A 26,321-nucleotide genomic window follows, 5' to 3' on the forward strand; every position below is an offset into this window, starting at 1 on the left:
ATCCGGAGCCGAAACAGGGCCAAACGGGCGATTCGAAAACCGTCAGCCGGGGTAGGGGTGCGGGAACCAGACCGTCACGATGAGGCCTCCGCCGGTGCGGGGCGTCAGCACGAGGGTGCCGCCGTGGGTCTGCGTGATGCGCTGCACGATCGCGAGGCCGAGACCCACCCCGGCGTGCTCCGTCCCGCGCGTGCGCTCGGTGCCGCGCTGGAAGGGCTCGACGAGCGTCGCGACCTGGGAGGCGTGCAGCTCCGCACCCGTGTTCTCCACGACGAGGGCCACCGCGTGCGGGAGGGAATGGGTGCGCACCGCCACGGAACCGCCGCCGTCGCTGCGGTTGTGGACGATCGCGTTGGCGACGAGGTTCATGACGAGCTGCGGCAGCAGGGCGGAGGAGCCGAGCACGGTCGCCGGCACGCCGGACACCTCCACCTCGACCCCGCGGCGGTCGGCGAGCGGCAGGAGGGCCTCGACGGATTCCTCTGCCAGGAGCGACAGATCGACGAGCGTCCGCGGGAAGGTGCGCTGATCCGCTCTGCTCAGCAGCAGCAGCGCCTCGGTGAGGTCGATCGCGCGCGTGTTCACCTCGTGGAGCCGGTCGATCAGGGCGTCGACGTCGCGGTCGGGATCGGTGCGGGCCACGTCGAGGAGCGTCTGCGAGATGGCCAAGGGCGTGCGCAGTTCGTGCGAGGCGTTCGCGGCGAAGCGCTTCTGCTCGGCGACGTGCGCCTCCAGCTGCTCCAGCATCGTGTCGAAGACGTCGGCGAGGTCGCGGAACTCGTCGCTCGGGCCCTCCATGCGGATCCGGTGCGACAGGGAGCCCTGCGCCGCGAGCCGTGCGGCGTCGCCGATGCGGTCGAGAGGCGCCAGCATCCGTCCGGCGAGCAGCCAGCCGCCGCCGAGACCGATCGCGAGCAGGGCGACCATCACCATCGCGGCGACGGGTACGAACGCCCGGATCAGATCCGAGCGGTTGGGGACGAAGAACTCGACGACGGGGATCTGCACATCCGGCACGTAGCGCAGGAGATAGAGCGCCACGGCGCCGAGCAGCAGGAGCCCGGAGACGACGACGATGCCCGCGTAGCTCAGGGTCAGCTTGAGGCGGACGCTGAGGCCGCGCCGCCTAGGCATCCGCGTCGGCCCCGATGCGGTAGCCGACGCCGGGCACCGTGAGGATCAGCCACGGCTCGCCGAGGCGCTTGCGCAGCGAGGACACGGTGATGCGGACGGCGTTCGTGAACGGGTCGGCGTTCTCGTCCCACGCCCGCTCCAGCAGCTCCTCGGCGCTGACCACGCCGCCCTCGGCATCGACGAGCACCTCCAGTACGGCGAACTGCTTCCGGGTGAGGGCGACGTACCGGCCGTCGCGGTAGACCTCGCGGCGGAAGGGGTCCAGGCGCAGCCCGGCGAGTTCCAGCACCGGTGGCCGCGCGCGCTGTCGGCGGCGGTCGAGGGCACGCAGCCGCAGCACCAGCTCCCGCAGCTCGAACGGCTTGGTGAGGTAGTCGTCGGCGCCGAGCTCGAACCCGGAGGCCTTGTCGTCGAGGCGGTCGGCGGCCGTGAGCATGAGGATGGGGATGCCGCTGCCCGAGGCGACGATCCACCGCGCGATGTCGTCTCCGGACGGGCCCGGCACGTCGCGGTCGAGGATCGCGATGTCGTACGCGTTGATGCTCAGGAGCTCGAGCGCGGTGTCGCCGTCGCCGGCGATGTCGGCCGCGATCGCCTCCAGTCGCAGCCCGTCGCGGACCGCCTCGGCGAGGTAGGGCTCGTCCTCGACGATCAGCACACGCATGGCAGTGATCCTACGCAGTGCGGCATATCGCCGGTGTATGGAAAAGGCCATACGCCGTGGCAACCGCGGGCTCTCTTCACTGGAATCATGAACGACCTCCGCACCCCCCGAGCCGTCCGTGCCCGGCGCCGTCGGCGGATCGCCACCACGGCCTCCGTGCTGGCGCTCGCCGTGGTCGCCGCCGTCGCCGTGCAGCAGTCGCTGTCGGCCGCGTTCGCCGAGACCGCCCCGATCGTCACGCCCGCCACCACCGGTTCCGATTCCGAGCCGCACACGCCGACCGGATCGGTGCTCGCCCCGAGCGAGGCCGACGGCGTGATCCGCGACGGCGACCAGCCCACGGTGTTCGATGTCGACAGGGTCGCCGTCGGCAACCTCGACCCCGCGCTGCTTGACGCCCTCCAGCGCGCCGCCTCCGATGCGGAGGCCGACGGGGTGACGTTCCTCGTGAACAGCGGATGGCGTTCGGCGGCCCTGCAGGAGCAGCTGCTCCGCGACGCCATCGACGACTACGGCTCGGAGGAGGAGGCGCGCCGCTGGGTGGCGACCGCGGAGACCTCGGCGCACGTCTCCGGCGACGCGGTCGACCTCGGTCCCCTGCCCACTCTCGACTGGCTTACGCAGCGCGGATGGCGCTACGGCCTCTGCCAGACCTACGGCAACGAGTCCTGGCACTACGAGCTGCGACCGGAGGCCGTCGAGGACGGGTGCCCCGCACAGTACGCCGACCCCACCGAAGACCCGAGGATGCAGCGATGACGGCCGTGCTCGCGGAGGGGATGACCCTGTCCCGCCTCGACGCACCGACACTATCCACCCTTCCGGCCGCCGTGACCGAGAACCTCCGCCGCGTGCGGGAGGCCGCCGCGGTACCCGTCATGGCCGTGGTCAAGGCCGACGCGTACGGTCATGGCATGGTGGCCGTGGCGACCGTCGCCGTGGCTGCGGGGGCCGAGTGGCTCGGGGTCACCGACGTCGCCGAGGGGGTCGCGCTGCGCGAGGCCGGACTGCGCGTGCCGATCCTCGCCTGGCTGCACCCCGCGGGCATCGACGCGCCGCGCGCGGCCGCCGCCGGGGTCGACGTGGCCGTGGGCTCCGTCGACGAGCTGCGTCAGCTCGCGGCCGATGCCGCCGCTTCGGTGCGTGTGCATCTGCATCTCGACACCGGGATGGCGCGGGGAGGGTGCCCCGTGGAGGACTGGGATGCGCTGCTGCGCACGGCGCGCGCGGCCCGCGGCCGGATCGAGGTCGTCGGGGTGATGGGGCACCTCCCCCGCGCCGACGCCGCGGATCCGCGGGCGAACGCGGCCGCGGTGCTGCGGATGCGCCAGGGGAGGGACGCGGTCCTGCGCGCCGGCTTCGGACCGCTGCTCGTGCATCTCGCGGCGACCTCGGGCGCCCTGACCGATCCCGCGACGCACTTCGACATGGTGCGCGTGGGGGCCGCGCTCGTGGGGATCGACCCGTCCGAGACGGTCTCTCTGGTCGGGGCTTCGCGTTTCACCGCACCCGTCGTGCACAGCGCCGCGGTGCCGGCCGGCACCGTCGTGGGCTATGGCGGGACGCACACGACGGCGGTGGCCACGCACCTGAGCGTGGTCGGCGTCGGATACGCCGACGGGGTCCCGCGGGAGATCGCGCCGGGCGCGGGGGTGGAGATCGGAGGGGAACGGCACCCGATCGTCGGCCGGGTGTCGATGGATCAGATCGTCGTCGACACCGGGGGGAGGGCGTTCCCCCGAGGAGCGGTCGCGACGGTGTTCGGGCCGGACGGCGGCGCGGTGCCGTCGGTGCAGGAGTGGGCGCGGTGGGCGGGCACCATCCCGCACACCATCGTCACGGGCATCGGCCCGCGGGTGAAGAGGAGCGTGGCATGACGATGAAGGTCCTGGTCATCGGAGGGGGACAGAATCCCGAGCACGAGGTGTCGCTCGCCTCGGCGGCGGCGGTCGCCGCGGCGCTGCGGTTGGGGGGACACACCGTCACGACCGTGACGATCGACCGCGACGGCGTGTGGCGGGCCGACGGCAACCCGCCCGGCGTGAGCCCGGCGTCGTCGTTGCAGCAGGCCCTGCCGCTGCTCGCGGCGAGCGACGTCGTGTTCCCCGCGGTCCACGGTGCGCTCGGGGAGGACGGCGCCCTCGCGGCGCTGTGCGCGCTCGCCGGGGTGCCGGTCGTCGGCTCCGCGCTGGGGGCGGGCGCGATCGGCATGGACAAGTGGGCCACGAAGCTCGTGGCCCAGGCTGTCGGGCTGCGCACCGCCCGGGGGCGGCTCGTCGCCGCGGAGGACATCGGCGACGTGGAGTTCGAGGGCGCCGTCGTGGTCAAGCCGGTGACGGCCGGCTCGAGCCACGGCGTGAGCCTGGTGACGGAGGAGGGCGACCTGCTCACCGCGCTGCGGGGGGCGGCGCGCTTCGACCGGCGGATCCTGGTCGAAGAGGTCGTGCATGCACGGGAGATCGACGTCGCCGTGCTGCGGGAGAAGGGCGGGGTGCGGTGGGCCGCCCCGCCCCTGGAGATCCACGCGCCCGGGCTCTTCGACACCGCGACCAAGTACGACGGCACGGCCCGGTTCACGGTTCCCGCGCAGCTCGATGCGGCCGCCACGACGGCGCTCAAACGCGCCGCGATCGCGATGTTCGACGCCCTGGGGTGCGATGGGGTCGCCCGGATGGACTTCTTCCTCACGGACGAGGGGCCGGTGCTCAACGAGGTCAACACGATGCCGGGGCTGACCGCCGCCTCCCAGGTGCCGCGGATGTTCGCGGCGGCCGGGGTGGACTACGTCGACCTCGTGGGTCGGCTCGTGCGCGCGGCTGTGTGAGAGGGGGTCGACAGGGCGCCTGCGGAGGCGGATGCTGGGGACATGGCAGCCTTCACAGCGGAGAACGCGTTCAGCGGTTTCAGCGTCGACGACATCGACGCGGCGAGAGAGTTCTACGGCACGACCCTCGGGCTCGACGTCGAGGTCAACGCGATGGGGTTCCTCGACCTGCGTCTGCCCCGCGGCGGGTCGGTCCTCGTCTACGCGAAGCCGAACCACACCCCGGCGAGCTTCACGATCCTGAACTTCCCGGTGGCGGACGTCGATGCCGCCGTCGAGGAGCTCAACGAGCGCGGGGTGCAGACCAAGATCTACGGCGACGACGAGTTCCCGTCGGACTCCCGCGGCATCGTCAGGGGGAACGGGCAGGGACCGGACATCGCGTGGTTCCGCGACCCGGCGGGCAACGTGCTCGCGGTCATGCAGGCCTGACGGGGCACGCCTCGCTCACAGCCGGTCGACCGCCGTCACCGTGACGACCGCCTCGCCGGCCTCGTCCGACGCGGCGAGGTCGACGGTGGCGCTGATGCCCCAGTCGTGGTCGCCGGCCGGGTCGTCGATGATCTGCCGCGCCGTCCACGCGGTCGGACCCTCGGTGAGCAGCAGCATGCGGGAGCTCCGGGCGTCCGGTCCGGTGCCGATGTCGTCGTGCTCGGCGAAGTACGCGTCCAGCGCGTCGGACCAGGCGGCGGCGCCGAACGTCGGGTCGAGCTCGGCCAGGGCGTCCACGTCCTCCCGGGCGGCGAGCTGCACCCGCCGGAAGAGCTCGTTGCGGACGAGCGTGCGGAAGGCGCGGGTGTTGCTCGTGAGGCGCTTCGGTGCGGGCGGCACGATCGGCTCGTCGGTCTCGCCGCGGGCCGCGGTCCCGGCGGTCAGCTCGCTCCATTCGTCGAGCAGGCTGGAGTCGATCTGGCGCACGAGCTCGCCGAGCCAGGCGATCAGGTCGTGGAGGTCCTCGTCCTTCCGCTCCTCGGGGATCGTCTGGGAGGCGGCGCGATACGCGTCCGACAGGTACCGCAGCACGACGCCCTCGGAGCGGGCGATCTTGTAGAACGCGACGTACTCGCCGAACGACATGGCCCGCTCGTACATGTCGCGGACGACGGACTTCGGGTGCAGCGCGAAGTCCCGGATCCACGGCTGCGCCGCGCTGAAGGTCTCGAAGGCCGCGTCGAGGAGCTCCTCCAGGGGCTTCGGGTAGGTGATCGCCTCGAGGAGCTCCATGCGCTCGTCGTACTCGATGCCCTCGCGCTTCATCGCGGCGACCGCCTCGCCCCGCGCGAGGAACTCCTGCTGGCTGAGCGCGGCGCGCGGATCGTCGAGCGTCGCCTCCACGATCGAGATCATGTCGAGCGCGTACGACCCCGTCCCGACCCCCTGGTCCCCCGAGCCCGCCTGGTCTCCCGAACGCGCCTGGGTCCCTGAGCTTGTCGAAGCCTGGGTCCCTGAGCCTGTCGAAGGGTCCAGCAGGTCGAACGCCGCGAGGGCGAACGGCGAGAGCGGCTGGTTGAGCGCGAAGTTGGGCTGCAGGTCGACCGTGAGCCGGACGCCCTTCGGCGCTCCGAGCACGCCCGTGTCGAAGGTCTCCACGACGCCCGATTCCCGGAGCGTGCGGAAGATCGCGAGGGCGCGGAGGGCGAGCGCGCGCTGCCGGGTGCGCGGCTCGTGGTTGTCGAAGACGAGCCGGCGGACGTTCCCGAACACATCCCCGCCCCGGGCGATGACGTTGAGCAGCATCGCGCTGGTGATCTGCATGTGCGAGGTCAGCGTCTCCGGCGTCGCGTCGATGAGCTTCCGGAACGACGGCTCGCCCCACGACACGAAGCCGTCGGGGGCCTTCTTGCGGATGATCTTCCGCTTCTTCTTCGGGTCGTCGCCGGCCTTGCGGATCGCGGCGAGGTTCTCGGTCTCGTGCTCCGGGGCCTGGGCGACGACGGTGCCCGCGGTGTCGTAGCCCGCGCGTCCGGCCCGGCCCGCGATCTGATGGAACTCCCGCGCGTTGAGCTGCCGCATCCGCGTGCCGTCGAACTTCGTCAGCGCGGTGAGCAGCACGGTCCGGATCGGGACGTTGATGCCCACGCCGAGCGTGTCGGTGCCGCAGATGACCCGAAGGAGACCGCGCTGGGCGAGCTGCTCCACGAGCCGGCGGTACTTCGGCAGCATGCCGGCGTGGTGCACGCCGATGCCGGCCCGGAGGAAGCGCGAGAGCGTCTTGCCGAACGCTGTCGTGAAGCGGAAGCCGCCGATGAGGGCGGCGATCTCGTCGCGCTGCTCACGCGTGGCGACCTTCGTGCTCGACAGGGCCTGGGCCCGCTCCATGGCGGCCGCCTGTGAGAAGTGCACGATGTAGATCGGTGCCTGCCCGGTGTTGAGCAGGTCGTCGATCGTCTCGTGGATGGGCGTCGTCTCGTAGAAGAAGTGCAGGGGGACCGGGCGCTCGACCCCCGTGACCGAGGCGGTCTCGCGTCCGGTGCGGCGCGTGAGGTCGGCGGCGAGGGTGGTGACGTCGCCGAGGGTGGCCGACATCAGCACGAACTGCGCCTGCGGGAGCTCAAGGAGCGGCACCTGCCAGGCCCACCCGCGGTCCGGGTCGCCGTAGAAGTGGAACTCGTCCATGACGACGAGGCCGACGTCGGCGGCATCGCCCTGGCGCAGGGCCAGGTTGGCGAGGATCTCCGCGGTGCAGCAGATGATGGGGGCATCGGCGTTCACGGCGGAGTCTCCCGTGACCATGCCTACATTCTCGGCGCCGAACACCTCCGCCAGCGCGAAGAACTTCTCGCTCACGAGGGCCTTGATCGGTGCCGTGTAGTAGCTCCGGTGCCCGCGGACCATCGCCGCGAAGTGGGCGCCGACCGCGACGAGCGACTTCCCGGTGCCGGTCGGCGTGGACAGGATGACGTTCGCACCGGAGACGATCTCGATGAGCGCCTCGTCCTGCGCGGGGTACAGGCGGATGCCGGTCGACTCCGCCCACTCCACGAACGCCAGGTAGACCGCATCGGGGTCCGCCGCGTCGGGAACGAGAGAGGGTTCGAGCCGCGGCGTGGGATTCATGGTGCTTCGATCATCCCATCTGCGTCATGTCGCCGATCCCGTGACCCCGAGCGCGGTGAGCAGCTCGTACGCCGTGGAGCGCGCGTGCACGATCACGGTGCCGAGCTGCGACGAGGAGGCCGACACCGAGAGCAGGAGCTGGCCGTACGGCGCGAGGATGAAGCTCAGCAGCGCCATCTGGTTCTCGCCGATGGACAGCGACACGATGGCCGACAGTGTCGGCTCCGTCCCTCCAGCGATGATCTCGGCCTCGGCCCGCGCGACCCCGAACAGCGAGCCGTTCATCGCCGCGAGCTGCTCGCCGCCGTCGGGGTCGACGCCGAGCGAGGCGATGTGGAGGCCGTCCGCGGTGCCGAGGACCGCGGTCGTCAGCTCCGGGAAGCGCTCCTCCAACTGCTGCAGACGGGCCTGGGCCGACGGGCCGACGATCCGCGACCACAGCGCCCAGTTGCCGGCGACGTCGGGGTGCATGCGGGACGGATCGGGTGTCGTGGCGGCGTCCTGCCGCCCGGCGGGTCCGGTCATGGCTTCTCCTCCGGAAGATCGAGAGCGGCACCGGCGACGCGCATCACGCTGTCGCGGTCGCGCGCGTCGGCCGCGAGGACGCGGGAGACGGGGATGCCGTGTCGAGCGAGCACGGGGGCGAGATCGCGGCGGATGTCGCCGATCGCGTGCCCTGCCGCGTGGCTGACGGCGATCACGATCCGATGCTCGTCTCCGGAGAACACGTCCAGCCACTCCTCGGCGTCGGCCGCGAGGGTGTCGTGGTCCGCGCGCAGCCAGAGCAGCACCCGAGTGCCCGGCATCGAGACCCGCTGCCGGGCGGACGCGAAGCGCTCCTGCCCCGGGATGCCGACGAGCGCGATGGAGACCTCGGGCGTGGGCCGCCACGTCCCGTAGTCGAGGCCGACGGTCGTCGTCGTCTTCCCGTCGCCGCTCGCGAGCGACATCGGCACGTCGGTGTCTACCGGCGGGACATCGCTCAGGGCGCGGACCGCGGTCGTCTTGCCCGCGCCCACCGGACCGGCGAAGATCACGCGGTACCGCTGAGGCAGGTCGGTCCGTCGCCGACGCGGGCGCCTCATCGTCCGCTCCGCGGGACCGCTCTTCCGCTGTCGCCCTCTCCCGAGGCCGCTCCCCACGGCCTCATGGATCACGCGCCGAGGGCGGCGACCCGGCGGTTCACCGAGGAGCGCAGCAGGGCGAGGTTCGTGGCCTGGCGATCGGCGGCCAGGTAGATGAACAGGTCGTCGTCGAGCATCTTGAGCAGGTGCAGCTGCGTGTTCAGCGTCAGCAGCATGTCCTCGAGCTCGCCCTCGATGCCGAGGGCGTCGATCGTGCGCTTCTTGTTCTTCACGATCTCGCTGTTGAACGCGCTGGCGACCTCGAGGTCGAAGTCCGGGCGGACGGAGCTCGAGGCGAGCGGCAGTCCCGATTCGAGGTCGACGATCGACGCTCCGATGAATCCGTTGATGTCGCCTTCGATGTCCGCCAGCAGCGCGTTGAGCTGATCTTGCGTGGCCATGGTTCTCCCCAGTCGTCTTCGTCGCGCGCAGCAGCGACCGCCCTGTGCGGTCGTCCCCGGCGCCGCGCGACCTGTGAAGTGTATAACGTTACTCGACGAGGAGGCCAGTCTCAGACCGAGGTCGCCGCGCGGAGGGCGATGCGCACCATGTCCCCGAACGTCTGCTCGCGCTCCTGGGCCGTGGTCTCCTCGCCGGTGACGATGTGGTCGCTGACCGTGCAGATCGCAAGGGCGCGGCGTCCGTGGAACGCGGCGAGCGTGTAGAGGCCCGCCGCCTCCATCTCGACGCCGAGGATGCCGTGCTGCACGAAGGGCGCGGTGAGCTCCGGCCGCGTGCTGTAGAACTGATCGCTCGAGAACAGCGGCCCCACGTGCACCGTGGACGACAGGGGCTCCGTCTCGCTCGCCTCCACCGCGGCGCGCAGCAGGGCGAAGTCGGCGAGGGGAGCGTAGTCGAGGCCGTGGAAGCGCACGCGGTTGATCCCGGAGTCGGTGCTCGCGCCGTTGGCGATGATGATGTCGCGCACCGCGAGCTTCTCGGTCAGCGCGCCGCACGACCCCACCCGGACGATCGTCTGCACGTCGTACTGGGTGAACAGCTCCGTCGCGTAGATCGCCATCGACGGCTGCCCCATCCCCGAGCCCTGGACGGAGACCCGATGCCCCTCCCAGGTGCCGGTGAAGCCCAGCATCCCGCGCGTCTCGGAGTACAGCTCCGCGTCGTCGAGGAAGGTCTCGGCGATCCACCTCGCCCGCAGCGGGTCGCCGGGGAACAGCACGATGGGGGCGATCTGACCGGGTTCCGCGGCGATGTGCGTGCTCATCCGCTCAGCGTACTCAGCCCTCGCGACGGCGGACGATCTCCCCGATCCAGAGGGGTGCGAACGGCGAGGTGCAGCCCGGGGCCGTGGGGTAGTCGGCCAGGACCTGGAGCCGCTCGCCGATGTCCACCGCCCGTGCGCGCAGGTCCGGATGGAAGATGCCGATGTTCGCGAGGGTCTCGTTCATCGCCCACTGCAGGCGTGGCGGGGCCTGCTGCAGGTCGCGCTCGATGAGGTCGAGGAGGTGCGACAGGTCGAGGCCGTCGGCGTCCTTCGTCACCCGGCCCGTCGTGAGCGACCACGCGGCGGCGGCGACGGTGGGATCGGCGTCGTCGAACCAGCGCCGACGCAGCTCCTCGGCGAGGGGCGACTTCTTGAGGACGTAGTTGACGAACCAGTCGTTGACCTTGGGCGGACGGGTCTCACGCAGCATCGTGTCGAGCTCGTCGGCGGTGAAGTCGGCCGGGCGGCACACGAGCAGGGCCAGCAGCCGGGCGGACGTCTCGCCCGTCGCCCAGAGCTCCCGCGCGAGGGCCTGATCGGTCTTAATGCGCTTCGCGAGGGCGCGCATCCGGCTCAGGTTGATGCCGTGGTCGTCGCCGCGCTTCTCGTTCGCCGCGCGCTGCTTGGGGTCTTCCAGCGCCGCGAGCTCCGCCAGCGCCTCCTCCACTGTCATCCCGCCAGGGTAACCCCCGTCGACCGACCCCTTTCGGTGCGTCCCGGCCCCCTGCGGACGCACTTAGGGGGCCGGGAGGCGCGAAAGGGGGTGGGTCGGCGGGAGGTCAGTCCTCGTCGAGGAGCTCGCCGCGGATGCGACGGAGGTCTTCCATGAGGGAGCCGATGAGGATCCAGTGCTGCGAGGACGGCGGACGGATCACGAGCGGAGCCGTCAGAGCGGGGATCGCGGAGGTCAGCGGCTCGGGCTCCGCGGAGGGCGCCGTGGTCTGCACGGCGAGGCGCACGTCGTGTCCGGCGCGGCGGAGCTGCTCGGCGATCGCGGTCACCGCGGGCTCCTCGCCGAGCCGGTCGTCGTAGTGGTCGAAGTAGGCGCGGGTCATGCCGATGGTCTGCGTGACGATGGGCGAGAGCCGGTCGAGCAGCGCCTTCAGCTCCTGCAGGTCGGCACGATGGGTCGAACGCCGCGGGTTCAGCGTGAGCGACTCCTCCCCGGCGGCGATCGCGGCGGCGGCGGCATCCTTCATGGGCCGCAGCAGCCGCACCTCGACCATGAGCTCCTGGAGCCGCGCCGGCGTCTGCGGGGCGGGCAGGGCGTCCGCCAGGCGGTCGAGGCTCGCGGCGAGCTCCCGCCCGAGCAGCCCCACGTTCCGCCGCGCCGGCTCGACGAGCACCGGGGGCACGATCAGCGCGTTCACGACGATGCCGATCACCACCCCGATCAGGGTCTCCACGATCCGGGCGACCGCGTACTCCGGACTCGACGACCCCAGCGCCAGCACGAGCATCGCCGAGATCGCGACCTGGTTGCCGGTGCCGGGGGACGCCCGGAAGATCCACGCCACGAGCATCGCGACGACGATCGCCAGCAGCACGATCCAGCTCGGCGAGCCGAGGAGCAGGCCGAGCCCGACCGCGATGACGACCCCGACGATCACGCCGATGCTGCGCTCGAGCGCCTTCGACAGCGACTGGTTGACACTGGGCTGCACGACCAGGAGCGCGGCGATCGCGGCGAACACCGGCAGCTGCCCGGGGAAGACCCAGCCCGCGATCAGCCACGCGGCGATGGTCGCCGCGGCCGACTTCACCACCTGCAGCAGGGGGGAGCGCTGGGAGGCGCGGATCGCGGCGGGGATGCGCATGACCTCCACGGTAGTCGGGCCGATGTCAACCCCATCGCCCTTCTCGCGCCCAGCAGGCTGAATGGAGGCACACCAACGACGAACAAGTGAGGAGCATCCCCATGGTGCAGATCATCGAGACCATCGACGTCGACGTTCCCGTCCGCACGGCGTACAACCAGTGGACGCAGTTCGAGAGCTTCCCGAAGTTCCTCGACGAGGTCGTCTCCATCACGCAGATCGACGAGACCCACACGCACTGGAAGGTGAACGTGGGGGGCGCGGAGCGTGAGTTCGACGCCGAGATCACCGAGCAGCACCCGGATGAGCGCGTCGCGTGGAACAGCGTCGGCGGCGAGACCGAGCACGCGGGCGTCGTGACGTTCCACAAGCTCGACGACGACACCACGCGGGTGACCGTCCAGCTCGACTGGGCGCCGGAGGGGCTGCTGGAGAAGGTCGGTGCGCTGGTCGGCGCGGGATCCCATGCGGTGAAGAAGGATCTGAAGAACTTCAAGGAGTTCATCGAGGGCCGTGGCGTCGAGACCGGCGCCTGGCGCGGTGACGTGGACGCCTGACACCTCTGCGTCGAGGCCCGGGACCGCTGTCTGCGGCCCGGGCCTCGTCGCGTGCGGGGCTGCGGACGTCGGACGGGCGTGCTTGCATGGGCGCATGGACACGAGGGAGCGTCTGCGCGGCGAGGCGCGGGCCGTCGTCGCGACCGTGGTCTGCTTCGTCGGGGGAGCCCTCGCCGGAGCGCTGCTCCTCACCGGTCCGCCGCGGCCGCTGACCGGTGAGGGAGGCCTCGCGGTGCCCGCCGCGGGAGTCGCCGGCGGCGTCGCGGCTCTGGCCTTCGTCATCAGCACGCTCCTGCACCGTCGGGGGGAGGCTGCGGGGATGCCGCGCTGGCAGCGGGCGGTGTCACGGCTCTCCGCCGCCGCGCTCACCGTGGCTTTCGGGGCCGTGACGGCGATGGGCGTGCTGCTCACCGCGGAGGTGCTCGCGGCGGGCCTGCGGGGTCTCGCGCTCGGAGCGATCGGCGGCGGGCTGCTCACGGGGGTCGCGGCCGCGGTCGGCGGACGGCTCGCGTTCGGCGCCGGAATCGGTCTCCGGACGGCCGACCTCGCCGGACTCCTGTTCGGGTTCCTCGTGATCGGCACGCTGTTCGCGATGGTGACCGCCGTCGACCCGCGGTGGTGGGAGGAGAACTTCTCGCAGCTCGGGGTGGGCTGGGCGTTCAACGGCACCCTGGTCGTGGCCGGGCTGCTGGTCGCCACCGTCGGCGCGTACATCGGGCGCGACCTGCACCGGCTGCGCGGCGACGACGCGCTGTCCCGGATCGCGACCGTGGTCGTGCTGTGGGCCGCGGCCGGACTCGCGCTCGCCGCCGTCGGGCTCCTGCCGCTGTACCGGGCCCCCGTTCCGCACGACATCGCGGCCGTCGCGGCGCTGCTCCTCTTCCTCGGGGCTGCCGCTGCGACGACGCTGACCGTCCCGGGCCGACCCCTGGCCCTCGTGGTGACCTCCGTCGCGGTGGGGGTGCTCGTGATCGCGGCCGTCCTGCTGTGGTGGCCGCTCGGCTTCTTCCCGGTGACCGCGGTGGAGGCGGTCGTCGTCGGGCTCGGGCTGCTGTGGATGACGACGCTCGTGCGGGTGCTCGCGATCCTCGTACCGGAGGGGACCCGTCCGTCCGCGCGGCCCTCGCTCTGGCAGGGCAGGCAGTCGCGCGAGCTCAGGCGGGTTCGCGCGCCAGGAGCCTGATGCGGCGTGAGGGCCTGCGTCAGCATAAGGAAGGGAGGCGGAGGGGGCGCGGAAGATAGGGCATCCGTCCGATGTGGAGGGGGCACCTCAGAGCGGAGTGTAGGGATACACCGAACCGTCGAGGAGACATCATGTTCGACCACCCGTATCTCAGCCATCAGGTCACCGTCTTCGAGCAGGAGCAGATCGAACGCGCGGTCGCCCGGCGCCGGATGCTCCTGGAGCACGCGGATCAGATCGTGCCGCGTCCGGCGGGTCCGCTGCGTCGGCTCCTGCGCCGCCTCGCACGCCGGGGAACGCCGGTGCCGCGGGCGTCCCACGCGGGAGCGTGCGATCCGATCGTCGCCCGATGACGGACGGCGTCGTGCTGTCGTTCCCCGGCTCTCCGGATGTCCGGGGGGAGTGGCACGATGGGTCCATGGCCCCAGCCCCCTCCGCCGCGATGGTCGGGCGTGACGCCGAGATCGCCGGGATGCGCCGCCTGTTCGACGGCGTACGCCAGGGCGTGCCCGCCGCGCTGCTCGTCGAGGGCGAGGCCGGGATCGGCAAGACCCGGCTGGTGCGGGAGTTCGGCACCGAGATCGCGAGCGCGGCAGACGTGCACGTCGGCTGGTGCCTCGACCTCGGCGCCTCGCGTGCGCCGTTCGGGCCCCTCGCGGGCATCCTCCGCTCGCTCGTGGAGCGGCTGGGAGCCGAGCGCGTGCGTGAGGCGGTCGGCGTGGGCGTCGAGGCGCTCGGCATGCTGCTGCCCGAGCTCGTCGACGCCCCCGCCGCCCGCGACCGCACCAGTCCCGAACGCCTGCGCGACGCGATCGCCTCCCTCATCGAGGCCGCCACGGAGCTGGCGCCGCAGGTCATCGTCGTCGAAGACCTGCACTGGGCCGACGACTCGACCCTCGCGATCCTCTCCTTCCTCCTGCGCACGCTCGACCGCGGCCGCCTGCTGCTGCTCATCACCTGCCGCACCGACGACGTGCGTCGAGGCGACGCGGTGAGCCGGTTCATCGGCGAGGCCACGCGGGCGCGACTGCTCGAACGGATGACGGTACCGCGTCTCGACGACCATGCCGTCGGCGAGCTCGTCGCGCAGATCACGGGACGCGCGCCGACCGCGACGGCGCTGGAGCGGCTGCAGGTCAGGGCGGAGGGCGTCCCCTTCTTCGTGGAGGAGATCGCCGGGTGCGCCCAGGGGCCCCTGCCGGAGAGCCTGCGCGACCTCCTGCTCGCCCGGTTCGACCGCCTCGGAGACGATGCGCGCCGCGTGGTGCAGGTCCTGTCCGGCGCCGAGCGGCCGCTCACGGATCCGCTGCTGCTGCGTCTCGTCGAGCTTCCGGAGGATCGGGTCGACGACGCCGTCCGCGAGGCCGTGCGCAGCGGCATCATCGTCGTCGGCGAAGACGACTACCGGTTCCGGCACGCCCTGCTGCGCGAAGCCGTGCACGACGATCTGCTGCCCGGAGAGCGCGCGCGTCTGCACCGCGCCTACGCCGAGGTGCTGGACGAGGACGGCGGCGGCGACGCGGCGGCCCTGGCCCACCACTGGCAGCTCGCGCAGGACGATCGTCGCGCCATCGCGTCCGCCGCCGACGCCATGCGGCAGGCCAAGGCCCAGTACGCCTTCGCCAGTGCGGCGCGGTTCGGGGAGCTCGTCCTCGAACTCTGGCCACTCGTGCCGGACGCGGAGCAGGCGACGGGATTCGCACGTCTCGACCTCCTCCACGTGCTCGGGTCGGTCCTCCGCAACGCCGGTGACGGCGAGCGGGCGCTGGCGGTCGCCAATGTCGCGCTGAGCGAGGTCGACCCGGCGACGGTCGACCCGCGGCTGCACGCGCGCCTGCTCCGCAACAAGGCGCTGTATCTCGTCAATCTCGGACGCCTCGGGGCCATCCCGCTCCTCCAGGAGGCGCTCGCGCTCGCGGAGCGCGTCGACGACGAGGCGTTCCGCGCGGAGCTGCTGAACCAGCTGGCGAGCCGTCGCATGATCGCGGGCGATCGGGAGGAGGCGATCCGGCTCGCCGACGAGGCCGAGCGTCGCGCGGCGGGCGCATCCACGACGGATCAGCTCTCGATCGCCGCGAACGTCCGCGGCGGGTCGCTGGCCCATCTCGGCCAGGTCGCGGAGGGTGTGCGCGAGTACGAGCGCGCGCGCGACCTCGCCGCCGGATCGACGGCCGAGATGCGCTACCGCGTCAACTACTCCGACCTGCTGACGCTGCTGGGCCGCTACCGGGAGGCCGTCGCCGTCGCCGAGGAGGGTCTGCGCCGGGCTCGTGAGCTCCGTGTCGAGCGCACCTCGGGTTCGATCATGGCGCAGAACATGATCGTGCCGTTGCTCGAGCTCGGCGAGATCGACCAGGTCGAGGACATGCTGGCCCGGGACTTCCTGCAGGGCACGCTGCGGGTGTTCCGGATGTACGTGAGCATGACCAGGGTGCGGGTGCTCGCCTGGCGGGGCCGGGCCGCGGAGGCTGCGGAGACCCTGCAGGAGTGGCTGCCGGCGTTCGAGGAGACCGGAGTCTCGGAGCGGCAGATCTGGTACGACCGGATCACGATGCAGGTCGCCGTCGCCGAGAGTCAGGGCGACCTCCGCGGGGCGCTCGACGTGATCGGGGAGATGCTCGAGGACGACCGGCCGGCGTTGCTGCATCAGCGGCGGCTGCTCCTGGAGGCGGGGGCCCTCGTGACGGCGCTGCGTGCGGGCGGGGCCGACGTCGATGCGGCGGTCGCGGCTGTGCGGACGGCCTGGGAGGCGCAGCCGCCGGAGCTGCAGGACGACGCGTGGTCGACGGTGCTGCACGCCCTGCTCGACCCGAGTCCGGCCGCGGTCGACGAGGCGCTGCGGTGCGCGGACGGCGACGACGTGCCGGTCACCTTCCGTGTGGTGCTGCGGCTCGAGCGGGCCCGGCTGCACGTCGCCGACGGAGAGCGCGCCGAGGCCGCTGCCGTGCTGACGGCGGCGACGGAGATCGCCGAGGGGCTCGGTCACGTGCCGCTGCAGAAGGCTCTGGCGGGGTTCGGCGAGGCGGCAGGGCTGCGTCCGACCGGGCCCCGCGAGGCCGCCGACGCGGAGCAGCTGACGGCCAGGGAGCGGCAGGTGCTCGCCCTGATCGCGGAGGGACTGAGCAACCGCCAGATCGGGGAGCGCCTGTTCATCAGCGTGAAGACCGTCAGCGTCCACGTCTCGGCGGTGCTGCGGAAGCTCGGCGTGAGCACGCGCACCGAGGCGGCGCTCGCCCATCGCACGGCCGAAGAGGGGGAGTCCCGTCAGTCCGCCGTGGTAGCGTGACCGAGCATGCATGTCGGATCATCGGCATGATGCAGGCCGCGTGAGCGGCCGGTCAACAGAAAGTAGAAAACACATGGCCACTGGCACTGTGAAATGGTTCAACGCAGAGAAGGGCTTCGGCTTCATCGCTCCCGATGACGGCACCGAAGACCTCTTCGCCCACTACTCGGCTATCGCCGGCTCCGGTTTCAAGGAGCTCCGCGAGAACCAGAAGGTCGAATTCGACGCTGAGCGTGGCCCCAAGGGCATGCAGGCGGCGAACATCCGCGCTCTCTGAGCGTGCGCTGACTTCCTGAAGCCGGCCGGATCCGTACGGGTCCGGCCGGCTTTTCGCTGCCCCGGCACTTTCGAATCGCCCACTTTGCGGCATCCGGGCGCCGGATGGGACAAGGTGAGCGATTCGAAACGGGAGTGAGGGCGCCCTAACCTCCGTGTTAGATTAGGCGAGGCTTACCAAAGGCCGGACGCTCTCGCGTCGACACCCCATCTCCCATCCCGAAGGGAACGCCTGTGCGCACCTCTCGACTCCTCGCCCTCGGCGCAGCTGCCGCGCTCGCCGTGACGCTGTCCGCCTGCTCGTCCTCCGCGCCGGAGTCGACCGCGACCACCGGGGGCAACCCGGCCTCCGACGACGCGTTCCCCGTCACCATCGAGCACGTCTACGGCGAGACGACCATCGACGAGAAGCCCGAGCGCGTGGCGACGATCGCGTGGGCGAACCACGAGGTGCCGCTGGCCCTCGGCATCGTCCCGGTCGGCATGAGCAAGGCCACCTGGGGCGATGACGACGACAACGGCATCCTCCCCTGGGTCGAGGAGAAGCTCGATGAGCTCGGCGGCGAGACCCCGGTGCTCTTCGACGAGACCGACGGCATCGACTACGAGGCCGTGGCCGACACCGCTCCCGACGTGATCCTCGCCGCCTATTCCGGCCTCACGCAGGAGGAGTACGACACGCTTTCCAAGATCGCGCCGGTCCTCGCCTACCCCGACGTCGCGTGGGGCACCTCCGTCGACGACATGGTCGAGATGAACGCCAAGGCCCTGGGGCTCGAGGCCGAGGGCGAGGCCCTGATCGAGGACCTGCACGCCGACGCCGCCCTCGCGGCCAACAGTGCACTCGAGGGCAAGAAGGTGCTCTTCGCCTACTTCGACCCGAGCGACCTCAGCCAGATCGGCTACTACACCGCGGCCGACACTCGCCCCGGGTACCTGCACGACCTCGGCCTGCCGCTCCCCGCGATCGTCGAGGAGAACGCGGACAGCGACCAGTTCTACCTGCAGGTGAGCGCCGAGGAGGCGCAGAAGTTCGACGACGTGGACGTGCTGGTGACCTACGGCGACGACTCCACCCTGGCCACGCTGCAGGCCGACCCGCTGCTGTCGAAGATCCCCGCCATCGCGGAGGGCCGCGTCGCGATCCTCCCGGACGCCACGCCCATCGCCGCATCGGCGAACCCGTCGGCGCTGTCGATCCCGTGGGGTCTCGAGGACTACCTGGCCATCCTCGCCGCGCCGCTCGCGAAGTAAGCTCCGCGTCCGCCCCCCAGCGGAGAGTCGTCGTGATCTCAGCACCCGTCCTCGCGTCGGACGCCGCCACCCTGCGGCGTCCGACGGTGGTGCGCACCCTCTGGCTGCTCGCCGGGGTCGGAGTGATCCTCTTGCTCGTCGTGCTCTCGGTGTCGTTCGGGGTGCGCGCGGTCACGCTCGACGACATCGCCGCGGCGCTCTCCGGCCAGACCGACACGATCGCGCAGGCCGCGGTCGTCAAGCGCATCCCCCGCACCGTGCTCGCGCTCCTCGTGGGGGCGGCCCTCGCGCTCGCCGGGGCGACCATGCAGGCCGTCACGCGCAACCCCGTGGCCGACCCCGGCATCCTGGGGGTCTCGAACGGCGCCTCCTTCGCGGTCGTCCTCGGCATCGCGTTCTTCGGACTCAGCAACCCCTACGGGCAGATGGCCTTCGCGATCGTCGGCGCCGCGGCCGCCGCCGTCTTCGTGTACACCGTCGGCTCCCTCGGTCGCGGCGGAGCCACCCCGCTCAAGCTGGCCCTCGCGGGGGCGGCGACCTCCGCCGCGTTCGCCTCGCTCATCAGCGCGGTCATGCTGCCGCGGGTCGACCTGCTGCAGACGTTCCAGTCGTGGCAGATCGGCGGCGTCGGCGGGGCGGAGTGGCCGCGGATCGCGATCACCGCCCCGGTCCTCGCGGTCGGCGCCCTCATCTGCTTCCTGTGCGCCCCGGGCATGAACTCCCTCGCGCTCGGCGACGACATGGCCAAGGGCCTCGGCGAGCACGTGCTGCGCACCCGGATGCTGTCGGCCCTCGGCGCGGTCATCCTCGCCGGCGCGGCGACGGCCATCGCGGGACCGATCGGGTTCGTCGGGCTCATCGTCCCGCACATGTGCCGGATGCTCGTCGGTACCGACCACCGCTGGCTGCTGCCCTTCTCGGCCCTCGCCGGCGCGGCGCTGCTCACCGCGAGCGACATCGTCGGCCGCGTGATCTCGCCGTCGTCCGAGGAGATCCAGGTCGGCATCATCACCGCGATCATCGGGGCGCCGTTCTTCATCTGGATCGTCCGCCGACAGAAGGTGCGGGAGCTGTGAGCACGACCGAGCACACCCTCGTCCGCGGCGACGAGTCCGCCGCCGCCCGCACCGCGCGCATCATCGCCGGCCGCCGGGCACGCCACCGCCGTCATGCCGTGGTCACGCTCGCCCTCGGGGTCGTCGTGATCGTGCTGTTCGTCGTGGCGCTCATGGTCGGCAACACGTTCTACCCGCTCGACGAGGTCATCCGCGTGATCCTCGGCGAGACGGTGCCCGGTGCGTCGTTCACCGTCGGCGACCTGCGCCTGCCGCGCGCCGTCCTCGCGATCCTCACGGGCCTCGCGTTCGGCATGGCGGGCGTCACCTTCCAGACCATGCTGCGCAACCCGCTCGCCTCGCCGGACATCATCGGCATCTCGAACGGCGCCGGCGCCGCCGCGGTGTTCGGCATCGTCGTGCTCTCGCTCAACGGCCCTGCCGTCTCGCTCCTCGCGCTCGTCGGCGCCCTCGTGACGGCGCTGGCGATCTACCTCCTCGCCATCAAGGGCGGCTTCGCGGGCACCCGCCTCATCCTCATCGGGATCGGCGTCGCGGCGATGCTGCAGAGCGTCATCTCCTACCTGCTGTCCCGGGCCGCGAACTGGGACATCCAGACCGCGATGCAGTGGCTCACCGGCAGCCTCAACAACGCGTCCTGGGAGCGGGTGCTGCCGATGGCGATCGCCGCCGCGATCCTCGTGCCGCTGCTGCTCTCGCAGGGGCGGGCGCTGGGCACGCTCCAGCTCGGCGACGACTCCGCCGCGGGGCTCGGCGTGCGGGTCACCGCCACGCGCCTCGTCTTCATCCTCGGCGCCGTGGCCCTCCTCGCCTTCGCGACCGCCGCCACCGGGCCGATCGCGTTCGTCGCGTTCATGGCCGGACCCATCGCCGCGCGGCTCACCGGTCCCGGCGCCACGCTGCTGCTGCCCAGCGGCCTCGTCGGGGCGGTGCTCGTGCTCGGCGGCGACCTCATCGCCCAGTTCGCGCTCGGCGCGCGCTACCCGGTCGGCGTGGTCACCGGCGTCGTCGGCGCGCCGTACCTCATCTATCTGCTCATCCGCACCAACCGCACCGGAGGCTCGCTGTGACCGCCGCCCACCGCCTGTCCGCCGAGGGGGTCACCCTCTCGTACGGCGACCGCACCGTCGTCGAGGGCCTCGACCTGCAGATCGCGCCGGGGAAGATCACCACGATCGTCGGCGCGAACGGCTGCGGCAAATCGACGCTGCTGCGCGCCCTCGCCCGGCTGCTGTCCCCGGGGGACGGGGAGGTCGTGCTCGACGGGAAGTCGATCCATGCCCGGCCCACGAAGGAGGTCGCGCGCATCCTCGGCCTCCTGCCCCAGTCGCCCGTGGCCCCCGAGGGCATCGCCGTCGCCGACCTCGTCGGTCGCGGGCGTCACCCCCACCAGCGGGCCCTGTCGCGGTGGAGTGCGCACGACTACGAGGTCGTCGCCGACGCCCTGGACGCGACCGGCATCAGCGACCTCGCCGACCGCAGCGTGGACGAGCTCTCCGGCGGTCAGCGGCAGCGCGTCTGGATCGCGATGGCCCTCGCGCAGGAGACCGACATCCTGCTGCTGGACGAGCCGACGACGTTCCTCGACGTCGCCCACCAGGTCGAGGTGCTCGACCTGCTCACCGACCTCAGCGTGGCCCGCGGCACCACGATCGTCATGGTGCTGCACGACCTCAACCTCGCCGCGCGCTACGCCGACGAGCTGGTCGCCATGAAGGACGGCCGCGTGCACGCGATCGGCGCCCCGCAGGACATCGTCACCGCCGAGCTCGTGCAGGAGGTCTTCGGCCTCCCCAACCAGATCACCATCGACCCGGTCTCCGGCAAGCCGATGGTCACCCCCATCGGAAGGCATCATGTCCGCTGAATCCACCACGACCGAGCGCCCGACCTACATCCTCACCCGCGCCGAGGTGCGCGCCGTCTCCCGCGTCTCCCCGTCGTTCGTGCGGGTGACGCTCGGCGGCGAGGAGCTCAGCGAGCTGGGGACGCCGGGGGAGGTGTATGACAGCCGGGTCAAGCTCGTCTTCCCGCCCGCGTCCGGCGTGCTCGCCGAGATCGACCGGTCGACGTACGACTGGTGGGGCTCGTACCTGTCCGTCCCGGAGGAGGAGCGCGGCTCGATGCGCACCTACTCCGTGCGCGAGCTGCGGGTCGACGACGACGGCCGCACCGAGGTCGACATCGACTTCGTGCTGCACCTGGAGCCGGGGCTCACCGGTCCGGCGTCTCGGTGGGCGAGCACGGCCGCGGTGGGCCAGGAGCTGTGGCTGGTCGGCCCGCGTCGGGGCGTCGTCGCGCACGGCGGCGCGGAGTACGCCCCGGGGGCGGCGACCTCGGTGGTCCTCGTCGGGGATGAGACCGCGGCCCCCGCCATCGCCCGCATCCTGGAGGACGCCCCGCGCGACCTCCGCGGCACGGCGTTCATCGAGGTGCCGTCGCCCGCGGATGTCCTCGCGATCGACGTTCCGGCGGGGGTGGACGTGCACTGGCTGCCGCGCGACGCCGGCGAGCCGCACGGGTTCCGCCTCATCCCCGCGGTGCTCGAGCACCTGGGCGACGACGATGCCGGGGACGAGATCCGCGTCACCGACATCGAGGGGGAGGACCTCCTCTGGGAGACCCCCGAGTACTCGAGCCTGGGAGAGGAGATCGCGCCCGACGACGCGGCCGGCCGCTACTTCTGGATCGCGGGCGAGAGCGGTGTCGTGACGACGCTGCGTCGGCACCTCGTGAAGGACCTCGGGATCGACCGCGCGCAGGTCGCGTTCATGGGCTACTGGCGCCGCGGCGTCGCGATGCGGGGCTGAGATGACCGACGCCATCGATCGCCACAGCCTCGCGGGGGAATCCCTCGTCCTCGGCTACGGCCGCACCCGGGTCGTGCACGACGTCTCCCTGCGCCTCGCGCCGGGCCGGGTGACCGCGCTGATCGGACCGAACGGCAGCGGCAAGTCGACCGTCCTCCGCGCCCTCGCGCGGCTGCACCGCATCGAGGCGGGGACCGTGAGCGTCGGCGGCGCGGAGTCGCGCGACGCCGCCACCCTCTCCGCCAAGGAGTTCGCGAAGACCGTCGCGATGCTGTCGCAGTCCCGGCCGCACCCCTCCGGGATCGAGGTCGCCGACGTGGTCGCCTACGGCCGCCATCCGCACCGCGGGCGGTTCTCCGGCGTGAGCGACGCCGACCGTGCCGCCGTGGCGCGCGCCCTCGCCCTCACCGGCCTGTCCGCGATGGCCGCCCGTCCGGTCGACCAGCTCTCCGGCGGCGAGCTGCAGCGCGTCTGGCTGGCGACCGCACTCGCCCAGGACACCGGGGTGCTGCTGCTCGACGAGCCGACCAACCACCTCGACCTGCGCTACCAGGTGGAGACCCTCGATCTGGTGCGGGAGCTCGCCGACGACCACGGCACCGCGCTCGGCGTCGTGCTGCACGACCTCGACCACGCCGCCTCGGTCGCCGACGACGTCGTGCTGATGCACCGCGGCCGGGTCCACTCGGCGGGGGCTCCCGCCGAGGTGCTCACCGGCGAGAACCTGTCGCACGTGTACGGACTGCGCATCGACACCGCCCTCGACGAGGAGACCGGCCTGGTGCGGGTGCGTCCGCGCGGCCGCCACCACGGTCGCCTCCGCGCCCCCTCCGCCTCCTGATCCCGACCCCTGAAGGAACCACCGATGAAGAAGACCCCCCTCGCCGTGCTCGCCCTCGGCGGCGCCCTCACCCTCGCGCTCGCCGGCTGCGGCACCACGCAGACGCCGTCCGCCGAGGGGTCCGACGCCCCGACCTCGACGAGCGCGGGCTGCACGGACGACACCACGAGCACCTCGACCGGGGCGGTCTCCGTCACCGACGATCTCGGCCGCACGGTGGAGCTCGACAAGCCGGCCGAGCGGATCGCGGTGCTCGAGTGGCAGCAGATTGAGGACGCCCTGTCGCTGTGCGTGACGCCGGTCGCGGTGGCCGACGCCGAGGGGTACAGCACCTGGGTCACGGCGGAGGAGCTGCCGGAAGGCGTCGTGGACGTGGGCACCCGTCAGGAGCCGAACCTGGAGACGCTGTTCGGCACCGATCCCGACCTCGTGATCGTCGAGGTCAACGCCGCGGACGACCCCATCGTCGCGCAGCTCGAGGCTTACGACGTGCCCGTGCTCGCGACGATCGGCGCCGATGCGAAGGACCCGATCGCCAAGATGCTGAACACCTTCGACCTCATCGCGCAGGTCACCGGCCGCGAGGAGCGGGCCGACGTCGTCACCGAGGAGTTCCAGGACCACCTCGACACCGCGAAGGCCGAGCTCGCCGACCGCGACCTCGCCACGACCGACTTCGTGTTCTTCGACGGCTGGGTCGACGGCGGCAACGTGGCGCTGCGTCCGTTCGGCCAGGGCTCGCTCGTCGGCGAGGTGGGCGAGGAGCTCGGGCTGACGAACGCCTGGACCGGTGAGGTCGACCCCGTGTACGGCCTCGGACAGACCGATGTCGAGGGCATGACGACGGTCGGCGACGCGAACCTGTTCTACACCGGCACCGCGGACCCGGATTCCGAGAGCTTCGTCGACGCCCTCGCGGACAACCCCGCCTGGACCTCGCTCCCCGCGGTGGCGGAGGACCGCCTGACCGCGTTCCCGGCCGGTATCTGGACCTTCGGGGGTCCGCGCTCGACCGCGCAGATCATCGACGGCTACCTGGAGGTGCTCTCCAAGTGACGGAGACCCTCCGCCTCGACGACACGACGGCGACCGCGGAGCCCGACGCCCCGGCGTCCGCCGTCCCCGTGGGGGCGGAGGGTCGGAAGCCCGCGGTGTGGACGGGCGTCGGTGTGCTCGTCGCTCTCGCCGTCGTGCTGGTCGCGGTCGCCTGCTGGCACCTCACCCAGGGCACGAGCGGCGCGGTGTTCGCCGACACCGACGTCCTCTGGGGCTCGCGGGTGCCGCGGCTCGCCGCCGGTGTCGCGGTGGGCGTGGCCCTCGGGGTCGCCGGCATCCTGCTGCAGTCCCTCGCCCGCAATGCCCTTGCGTCGCCGGACACGCTGGGCGTGACCGCCGGGGCCTATCTCGCCGTCACGGCGCTCGCCGCATTCGGGATCGCCGTGCCGGTGTGGGCCTCCGGGGCGGTGGCGTTCGCGGGCGGCATCGTCGCCGCGGGCATCGTGCTCGGTCTCGCCGGCGGGGCGGGGTCGTCCACGACCCGCCTCATCCTCGCGGGCTCCGCGCTGGCGCTCGCCTTCCAGGCCGCGACCTCGACGCTGCTCATCCTGTTCGACGAGGAGACCAAGGGACTGCTCGCCTGGGGGAGCGGGAGCCTGTCGCAGCTCGGACTCACCGCGTTCCTCCAGGCGGCGCCGGTCGTCGTGGTCGTCACGGTGCTGGCCCTCGTGCTCGCGCGGCGCCTGGACATCCTCACGCTGGGGGACGACACCGCCTCGTCGCTCGGCGTGCCGATCCGGTCGACCAGGACCATCGGGATCCTGCTCGCGGTCACCCTCACGGCGGTCGCGGTGACGCTCGCCGGGCCGATGGGATTCGTGGGGCTGTGCGCGCCGGTGCTCGCGCGGCTGCTGACGCGGGTGGTGCCGAGCCTGAACCGCCACGTGCTGCTGATCCCCGCGGCGGGGCTCCTCGGCGCCCTCGTCGTCATCCTCTCCGACGCCCTCCTGCGCGCGCTCATCGGCGCGGAGGCTGCGATCCTCATCCCGACCGGCGTCGCGACGACGCTGCTCGGCGCGATCGTGCTCGTGCTCATGGCCCGGCGCCTCCGCGACGCCGGTCCCACGCGCGAGCCTCCGCGGGTGCGCTTCGGCGTCCGCAGCCGCCTGCGCTTCCGGATCACCCTCGCCCTCGTCGCCCTCGGCCTGGTCGGGGTGCTCCTGCTCGGACTGCTCGCCGGGCACACCTGGCTGCTCACCGGCGACATCGCGCTGTGGCTGCAGAGCCAGGCTCCCGCGCCCATCGCCTTCGCCCTCGACGAGCGCGCGCCGCGGATCGTGGCCGCCGTGGTCGCCGGCGCCGCGCTCGCCCTCTCCGGCGCCGTGATCCAGGGGGTGAGCCGCAACCCGCTCGCCGACCCGGGCATCCTCGGCGTCACCGGCGGCGGCGGGCTCGGCGCGGTGCTGGTGATCACGAGCATCACGTCGTCGACGGGCGGGATGATCGCGGGAGCCGTCACGGGCTCGCTGCTCGCCTTCGCCCTCGTCTACCTGCTGTCGTGGCGGGGAGGCCTGAACGCGGACCGGTTCCTGCTGATCGGCATCGGGGTCTCGTACTTCACGGTCTCCCTCACGACCTTCCTCCTGCTGCGGTCGAACCCGTGGGACACCCCGAAGATCTACACCTGGCTCTCCGGCACGACCTACGGGCGTGTGTGGGAGCAGGTCGTCCCGCTGGCGATCGTCCTCGTGATCGCGGTGCCGTTCGTGGTGATGAGTCGCCGGGAGCTCGACGTGCTGTCGCTCGATGAGGACACGCCGCGACTGGTCGGCATCCGGCTGGAGCCCGTCCGGTTGACGCTGCTGCTGGTGGCGGCCGTCCTGGCGGCGCTGAGCGTGACGGCGATCGGGGTCATCGGCTTCGTGGGGCTGGTGGCGCCGCATGCCGCGCGGGCACTGGTGGGCGCACGGCACTCGCGGGTGATCCCGACGGCGGTGCTCCTCGGCGGGCTGCTCGTCGGCATCGCGGACACGATCGGCCGGACGGTGATCGCCCCCGCGCAGCTTCCGGCGGGTCTCGTGGTCGCGCTGATCGGCGCCCCGTACTTCGTCTGGCTGCTCTGGCGCTCCCGCTGACCCGCTTCGAATCGCGCAAATGGCCCCATTCCCGGAGGAAATGGGGCCATTTGGGCGATTCG

Annotated in this window: 26 protein-coding genes; 17 read left to right on the forward strand and 9 right to left on the reverse strand. The window is 72.1% G+C overall.

What is annotated here, in order from left to right; genetic code table 11:
* Positions 1 to 42: 42 nt before the first annotated feature.
* The gene (locus ACFU8V_RS03910; RefSeq protein WP_378869147.1) at positions 43 to 1,134 is read right to left on the reverse strand and encodes a sensor histidine kinase; all 1,092 of its coding nucleotides are present in this window, start codon (positions 1,132 to 1,134) and stop codon (positions 43 to 45) included.
* Positions 1,127 to 1,798 (reverse strand): response regulator transcription factor, encoded by a 672-nt coding sequence (locus tag ACFU8V_RS03915; RefSeq protein ID WP_126893752.1) that lies wholly within the window; start codon positions 1,796 to 1,798, stop codon positions 1,127 to 1,129. The genes ACFU8V_RS03910 and ACFU8V_RS03915 overlap by 8 nt, the downstream gene beginning before the upstream one ends.
* Positions 1,799 to 1,885: 87 nt before the next feature.
* On the opposite strand from ACFU8V_RS03915, the gene ACFU8V_RS03920 reads away from it, so the two are divergent.
* Genes ACFU8V_RS03920 through ACFU8V_RS03935 form a run of 4 tightly spaced genes read left to right on the forward strand, consistent with a single transcriptional unit; the run spans position 1,886 to position 5,054 of the window.
* Positions 1,886 to 2,557 (forward strand): M15 family metallopeptidase, encoded by a 672-nt coding sequence (locus ACFU8V_RS03920; RefSeq protein WP_378869150.1) that lies wholly within the window; start codon positions 1,886 to 1,888, stop codon positions 2,555 to 2,557.
* A complete protein-coding gene (gene alr, locus ACFU8V_RS03925) occupies positions 2,554 to 3,675 on the forward strand; it encodes an alanine racemase (protein ID WP_249520937.1) in 1,122 nt (373 codons plus the stop codon). The genes ACFU8V_RS03920 and alr overlap by 4 nt, the downstream gene beginning before the upstream one ends.
* Complete coding sequence (locus tag ACFU8V_RS03930; RefSeq protein ID WP_378869155.1) at positions 3,672 to 4,622, forward strand: D-alanine--D-alanine ligase; 951 nt, start codon at positions 3,672 to 3,674, stop codon at positions 4,620 to 4,622. Before alr ends, ACFU8V_RS03930 begins: the two co-directional genes overlap by 4 nt.
* A gap of 42 nt (positions 4,623 to 4,664) precedes the next feature.
* A complete protein-coding gene (locus tag ACFU8V_RS03935; RefSeq protein ID WP_025104040.1) occupies positions 4,665 to 5,054 on the forward strand; it encodes a VOC family protein in 390 nt (129 codons plus the stop codon).
* A 15-nt stretch (positions 5,055 to 5,069) separates the two neighbouring features.
* On the opposite strand, the gene ACFU8V_RS03940 is transcribed toward ACFU8V_RS03935, so the two are convergent.
* The 7 genes from ACFU8V_RS03940 to ACFU8V_RS03970 all read right to left on the reverse strand — a co-directional run bounded on the left by ACFU8V_RS03940 (position 5,070) and on the right by ACFU8V_RS03970 (position 11,845).
* Positions 5,070 to 7,679: a DEAD/DEAH box helicase gene (locus ACFU8V_RS03940; RefSeq protein ID WP_378869159.1), complete on the reverse strand. Its 2,610-nt coding sequence runs from the start codon at positions 7,677 to 7,679 to the stop codon at positions 5,070 to 5,072.
* 24 nt (positions 7,680 to 7,703) lie between these two features.
* A complete protein-coding gene (locus ACFU8V_RS03945) occupies positions 7,704 to 8,204 on the reverse strand; it encodes a hypothetical protein (RefSeq protein WP_085604635.1) in 501 nt (166 codons plus the stop codon).
* Positions 8,201 to 8,764: an ATP/GTP-binding protein gene (locus tag ACFU8V_RS03950; protein WP_085604638.1), complete on the reverse strand. Its 564-nt coding sequence runs from the start codon at positions 8,762 to 8,764 to the stop codon at positions 8,201 to 8,203. Before ACFU8V_RS03950 ends, ACFU8V_RS03945 begins: the two co-directional genes overlap by 4 nt.
* Positions 8,765 to 8,832: 68 nt before the next feature.
* Positions 8,833 to 9,204, reverse strand: a complete 372-nt coding sequence (locus ACFU8V_RS03955) for a hypothetical protein (RefSeq protein WP_378869163.1) — start codon at positions 9,202 to 9,204, stop codon at positions 8,833 to 8,835.
* Between the two features lie 110 nt (positions 9,205 to 9,314).
* Positions 9,315 to 10,028 carry a purine-nucleoside phosphorylase gene (deoD, locus tag ACFU8V_RS03960; RefSeq protein WP_085604641.1) on the reverse strand — a complete coding sequence of 238 codons (714 nt, stop codon included), beginning with the start codon at positions 10,026 to 10,028 and terminating at the stop codon, positions 9,315 to 9,317.
* A gap of 13 nt (positions 10,029 to 10,041) precedes the next feature.
* The gene (locus ACFU8V_RS03965) at positions 10,042 to 10,701 is read right to left on the reverse strand and encodes a DNA alkylation repair protein (protein WP_085604644.1); all 660 of its coding nucleotides are present in this window, start codon (positions 10,699 to 10,701) and stop codon (positions 10,042 to 10,044) included.
* Between the two features lie 106 nt (positions 10,702 to 10,807).
* Positions 10,808 to 11,845 (reverse strand): aromatic acid exporter family protein, encoded by a 1,038-nt coding sequence (locus ACFU8V_RS03970; protein WP_025104033.1) that lies wholly within the window; start codon positions 11,843 to 11,845, stop codon positions 10,808 to 10,810.
* A gap of 101 nt (positions 11,846 to 11,946) precedes the next feature.
* Between ACFU8V_RS03970 and ACFU8V_RS03975 the strand changes: the two genes are divergently transcribed.
* The 13 genes from ACFU8V_RS03975 (at position 11,947) to ACFU8V_RS04035 (ending at position 26,259) form a co-directional block, all read left to right on the forward strand.
* Positions 11,947 to 12,402 carry an SRPBCC family protein gene (locus tag ACFU8V_RS03975; RefSeq protein WP_105949107.1) on the forward strand — a complete coding sequence of 152 codons (456 nt, stop codon included), beginning with the start codon at positions 11,947 to 11,949 and terminating at the stop codon, positions 12,400 to 12,402.
* A 94-nt stretch (positions 12,403 to 12,496) separates the two neighbouring features.
* A complete protein-coding gene (locus ACFU8V_RS03980; protein WP_378869168.1) occupies positions 12,497 to 13,585 on the forward strand; it encodes a DUF998 domain-containing protein in 1,089 nt (362 codons plus the stop codon).
* A 131-nt stretch (positions 13,586 to 13,716) separates the two neighbouring features.
* Positions 13,717 to 13,938, forward strand: a complete 222-nt coding sequence (locus ACFU8V_RS03985) for a hypothetical protein (RefSeq protein ID WP_025104030.1) — start codon at positions 13,717 to 13,719, stop codon at positions 13,936 to 13,938.
* A 65-nt stretch (positions 13,939 to 14,003) separates the two neighbouring features.
* Complete coding sequence (locus ACFU8V_RS03990) at positions 14,004 to 16,871, forward strand: helix-turn-helix transcriptional regulator (RefSeq protein ID WP_378869172.1); 2,868 nt, start codon at positions 14,004 to 14,006, stop codon at positions 16,869 to 16,871.
* A gap of 73 nt (positions 16,872 to 16,944) precedes the next feature.
* On the forward strand, positions 16,945 to 17,148 hold the full coding sequence (locus tag ACFU8V_RS03995) for a cold-shock protein (RefSeq protein WP_025104028.1): 204 nt from the start codon (positions 16,945 to 16,947) through the stop codon (positions 17,146 to 17,148).
* A gap of 233 nt (positions 17,149 to 17,381) precedes the next feature.
* Complete coding sequence (locus ACFU8V_RS04000) at positions 17,382 to 18,401, forward strand: iron-siderophore ABC transporter substrate-binding protein (protein ID WP_378869175.1); 1,020 nt, start codon at positions 17,382 to 17,384, stop codon at positions 18,399 to 18,401.
* Between the two features lie 32 nt (positions 18,402 to 18,433).
* Entirely contained in the window at positions 18,434 to 19,477 is a 1,044-nt protein-coding gene (locus ACFU8V_RS04005; protein ID WP_378869178.1) for a FecCD family ABC transporter permease, read from the forward strand.
* The gene (locus ACFU8V_RS04010; protein WP_025104025.1) at positions 19,474 to 20,547 is read left to right on the forward strand and encodes an iron chelate uptake ABC transporter family permease subunit; all 1,074 of its coding nucleotides are present in this window, start codon (positions 19,474 to 19,476) and stop codon (positions 20,545 to 20,547) included. Before ACFU8V_RS04005 ends, ACFU8V_RS04010 begins: the two co-directional genes overlap by 4 nt.
* Positions 20,544 to 21,344: an ABC transporter ATP-binding protein gene (locus tag ACFU8V_RS04015; protein ID WP_378869181.1), complete on the forward strand. Its 801-nt coding sequence runs from the start codon at positions 20,544 to 20,546 to the stop codon at positions 21,342 to 21,344. The genes ACFU8V_RS04010 and ACFU8V_RS04015 overlap by 4 nt, the downstream gene beginning before the upstream one ends.
* Positions 21,334 to 22,287: a siderophore-interacting protein gene (locus ACFU8V_RS04020; RefSeq protein WP_249520944.1), complete on the forward strand. Its 954-nt coding sequence runs from the start codon at positions 21,334 to 21,336 to the stop codon at positions 22,285 to 22,287. The genes ACFU8V_RS04015 and ACFU8V_RS04020 overlap by 11 nt, the downstream gene beginning before the upstream one ends.
* A 1-nt stretch (position 22,288) precedes the next feature.
* Entirely contained in the window at positions 22,289 to 23,128 is an 840-nt protein-coding gene (locus ACFU8V_RS04025) for an ABC transporter ATP-binding protein (RefSeq protein WP_378869185.1), read from the forward strand.
* Between the two features lie 24 nt (positions 23,129 to 23,152).
* The gene (locus ACFU8V_RS04030; protein WP_025104021.1) at positions 23,153 to 24,184 is read left to right on the forward strand and encodes an iron-siderophore ABC transporter substrate-binding protein; all 1,032 of its coding nucleotides are present in this window, start codon (positions 23,153 to 23,155) and stop codon (positions 24,182 to 24,184) included.
* Entirely contained in the window at positions 24,181 to 26,259 is a 2,079-nt protein-coding gene (locus ACFU8V_RS04035) for an iron ABC transporter permease (RefSeq protein ID WP_378869189.1), read from the forward strand. Before ACFU8V_RS04030 ends, ACFU8V_RS04035 begins: the two co-directional genes overlap by 4 nt.
* Positions 26,260 to 26,321 lie beyond the last annotated feature (62 nt).

The sequence above is a fragment of the Microbacterium sp. NPDC057658 genome (assembly GCF_042799975.1).
In the GTDB taxonomy this organism is placed as follows: domain Bacteria; phylum Actinomycetota; class Actinomycetes; order Actinomycetales; family Microbacteriaceae; genus Microbacterium.

Excerpts from the sequence above, each read along its gene's own strand:
- ACFU8V_RS03910 (WP_378869147.1), bottom strand. The coding sequence starts at position 1,134 with ATGCCTAGGCGGCGCGGCCTCAGCGTCCGCCTCAAGCTGACCCTGAGC.
- ACFU8V_RS03915 (WP_126893752.1), bottom strand. The coding sequence starts at position 1,798 with ATGCGTGTGCTGATCGTCGAGGACGAGCCCTACCTCGCCGAGGCGGTC.
- ACFU8V_RS03920 (WP_378869150.1), top strand. The coding sequence starts at position 1,886 with ATGAACGACCTCCGCACCCCCCGAGCCGTCCGTGCCCGGCGCCGTCGG.
- alr (WP_249520937.1), top strand. The coding sequence starts at position 2,554 with ATGACGGCCGTGCTCGCGGAGGGGATGACCCTGTCCCGCCTCGACGCA.
- ACFU8V_RS03930 (WP_378869155.1), top strand. The coding sequence starts at position 3,672 with ATGACGATGAAGGTCCTGGTCATCGGAGGGGGACAGAATCCCGAGCAC.
- ACFU8V_RS03935 (WP_025104040.1), top strand. The coding sequence starts at position 4,665 with ATGGCAGCCTTCACAGCGGAGAACGCGTTCAGCGGTTTCAGCGTCGAC.
- ACFU8V_RS03940 (WP_378869159.1), bottom strand. The coding sequence starts at position 7,679 with ATGAATCCCACGCCGCGGCTCGAACCCTCTCTCGTTCCCGACGCGGCG.
- ACFU8V_RS03945 (WP_085604635.1), bottom strand. The coding sequence starts at position 8,204 with ATGACCGGACCCGCCGGGCGGCAGGACGCCGCCACGACACCCGATCCG.
- ACFU8V_RS03950 (WP_085604638.1), bottom strand. The coding sequence starts at position 8,764 with ATGAGGCGCCCGCGTCGGCGACGGACCGACCTGCCTCAGCGGTACCGC.
- ACFU8V_RS03955 (WP_378869163.1), bottom strand. The coding sequence starts at position 9,204 with ATGGCCACGCAAGATCAGCTCAACGCGCTGCTGGCGGACATCGAAGGC.
- deoD (WP_085604641.1), bottom strand. The coding sequence starts at position 10,028 with ATGAGCACGCACATCGCCGCGGAACCCGGTCAGATCGCCCCCATCGTG.
- ACFU8V_RS03965 (WP_085604644.1), bottom strand. The coding sequence starts at position 10,701 with ATGACAGTGGAGGAGGCGCTGGCGGAGCTCGCGGCGCTGGAAGACCCC.
- ACFU8V_RS03970 (WP_025104033.1), bottom strand. The coding sequence starts at position 11,845 with ATGCGCATCCCCGCCGCGATCCGCGCCTCCCAGCGCTCCCCCCTGCTG.
- ACFU8V_RS03975 (WP_105949107.1), top strand. The coding sequence starts at position 11,947 with ATGGTGCAGATCATCGAGACCATCGACGTCGACGTTCCCGTCCGCACG.
- ACFU8V_RS03980 (WP_378869168.1), top strand. The coding sequence starts at position 12,497 with ATGGACACGAGGGAGCGTCTGCGCGGCGAGGCGCGGGCCGTCGTCGCG.
- ACFU8V_RS03985 (WP_025104030.1), top strand. The coding sequence starts at position 13,717 with ATGTTCGACCACCCGTATCTCAGCCATCAGGTCACCGTCTTCGAGCAG.
- ACFU8V_RS03990 (WP_378869172.1), top strand. The coding sequence starts at position 14,004 with ATGGCCCCAGCCCCCTCCGCCGCGATGGTCGGGCGTGACGCCGAGATC.
- ACFU8V_RS03995 (WP_025104028.1), top strand. The coding sequence starts at position 16,945 with ATGGCCACTGGCACTGTGAAATGGTTCAACGCAGAGAAGGGCTTCGGC.
- ACFU8V_RS04020 (WP_249520944.1), top strand. The coding sequence starts at position 21,334 with ATGTCCGCTGAATCCACCACGACCGAGCGCCCGACCTACATCCTCACC.
- ACFU8V_RS04025 (WP_378869185.1), top strand. The coding sequence starts at position 22,289 with ATGACCGACGCCATCGATCGCCACAGCCTCGCGGGGGAATCCCTCGTC.
- ACFU8V_RS04030 (WP_025104021.1), top strand. The coding sequence starts at position 23,153 with ATGAAGAAGACCCCCCTCGCCGTGCTCGCCCTCGGCGGCGCCCTCACC.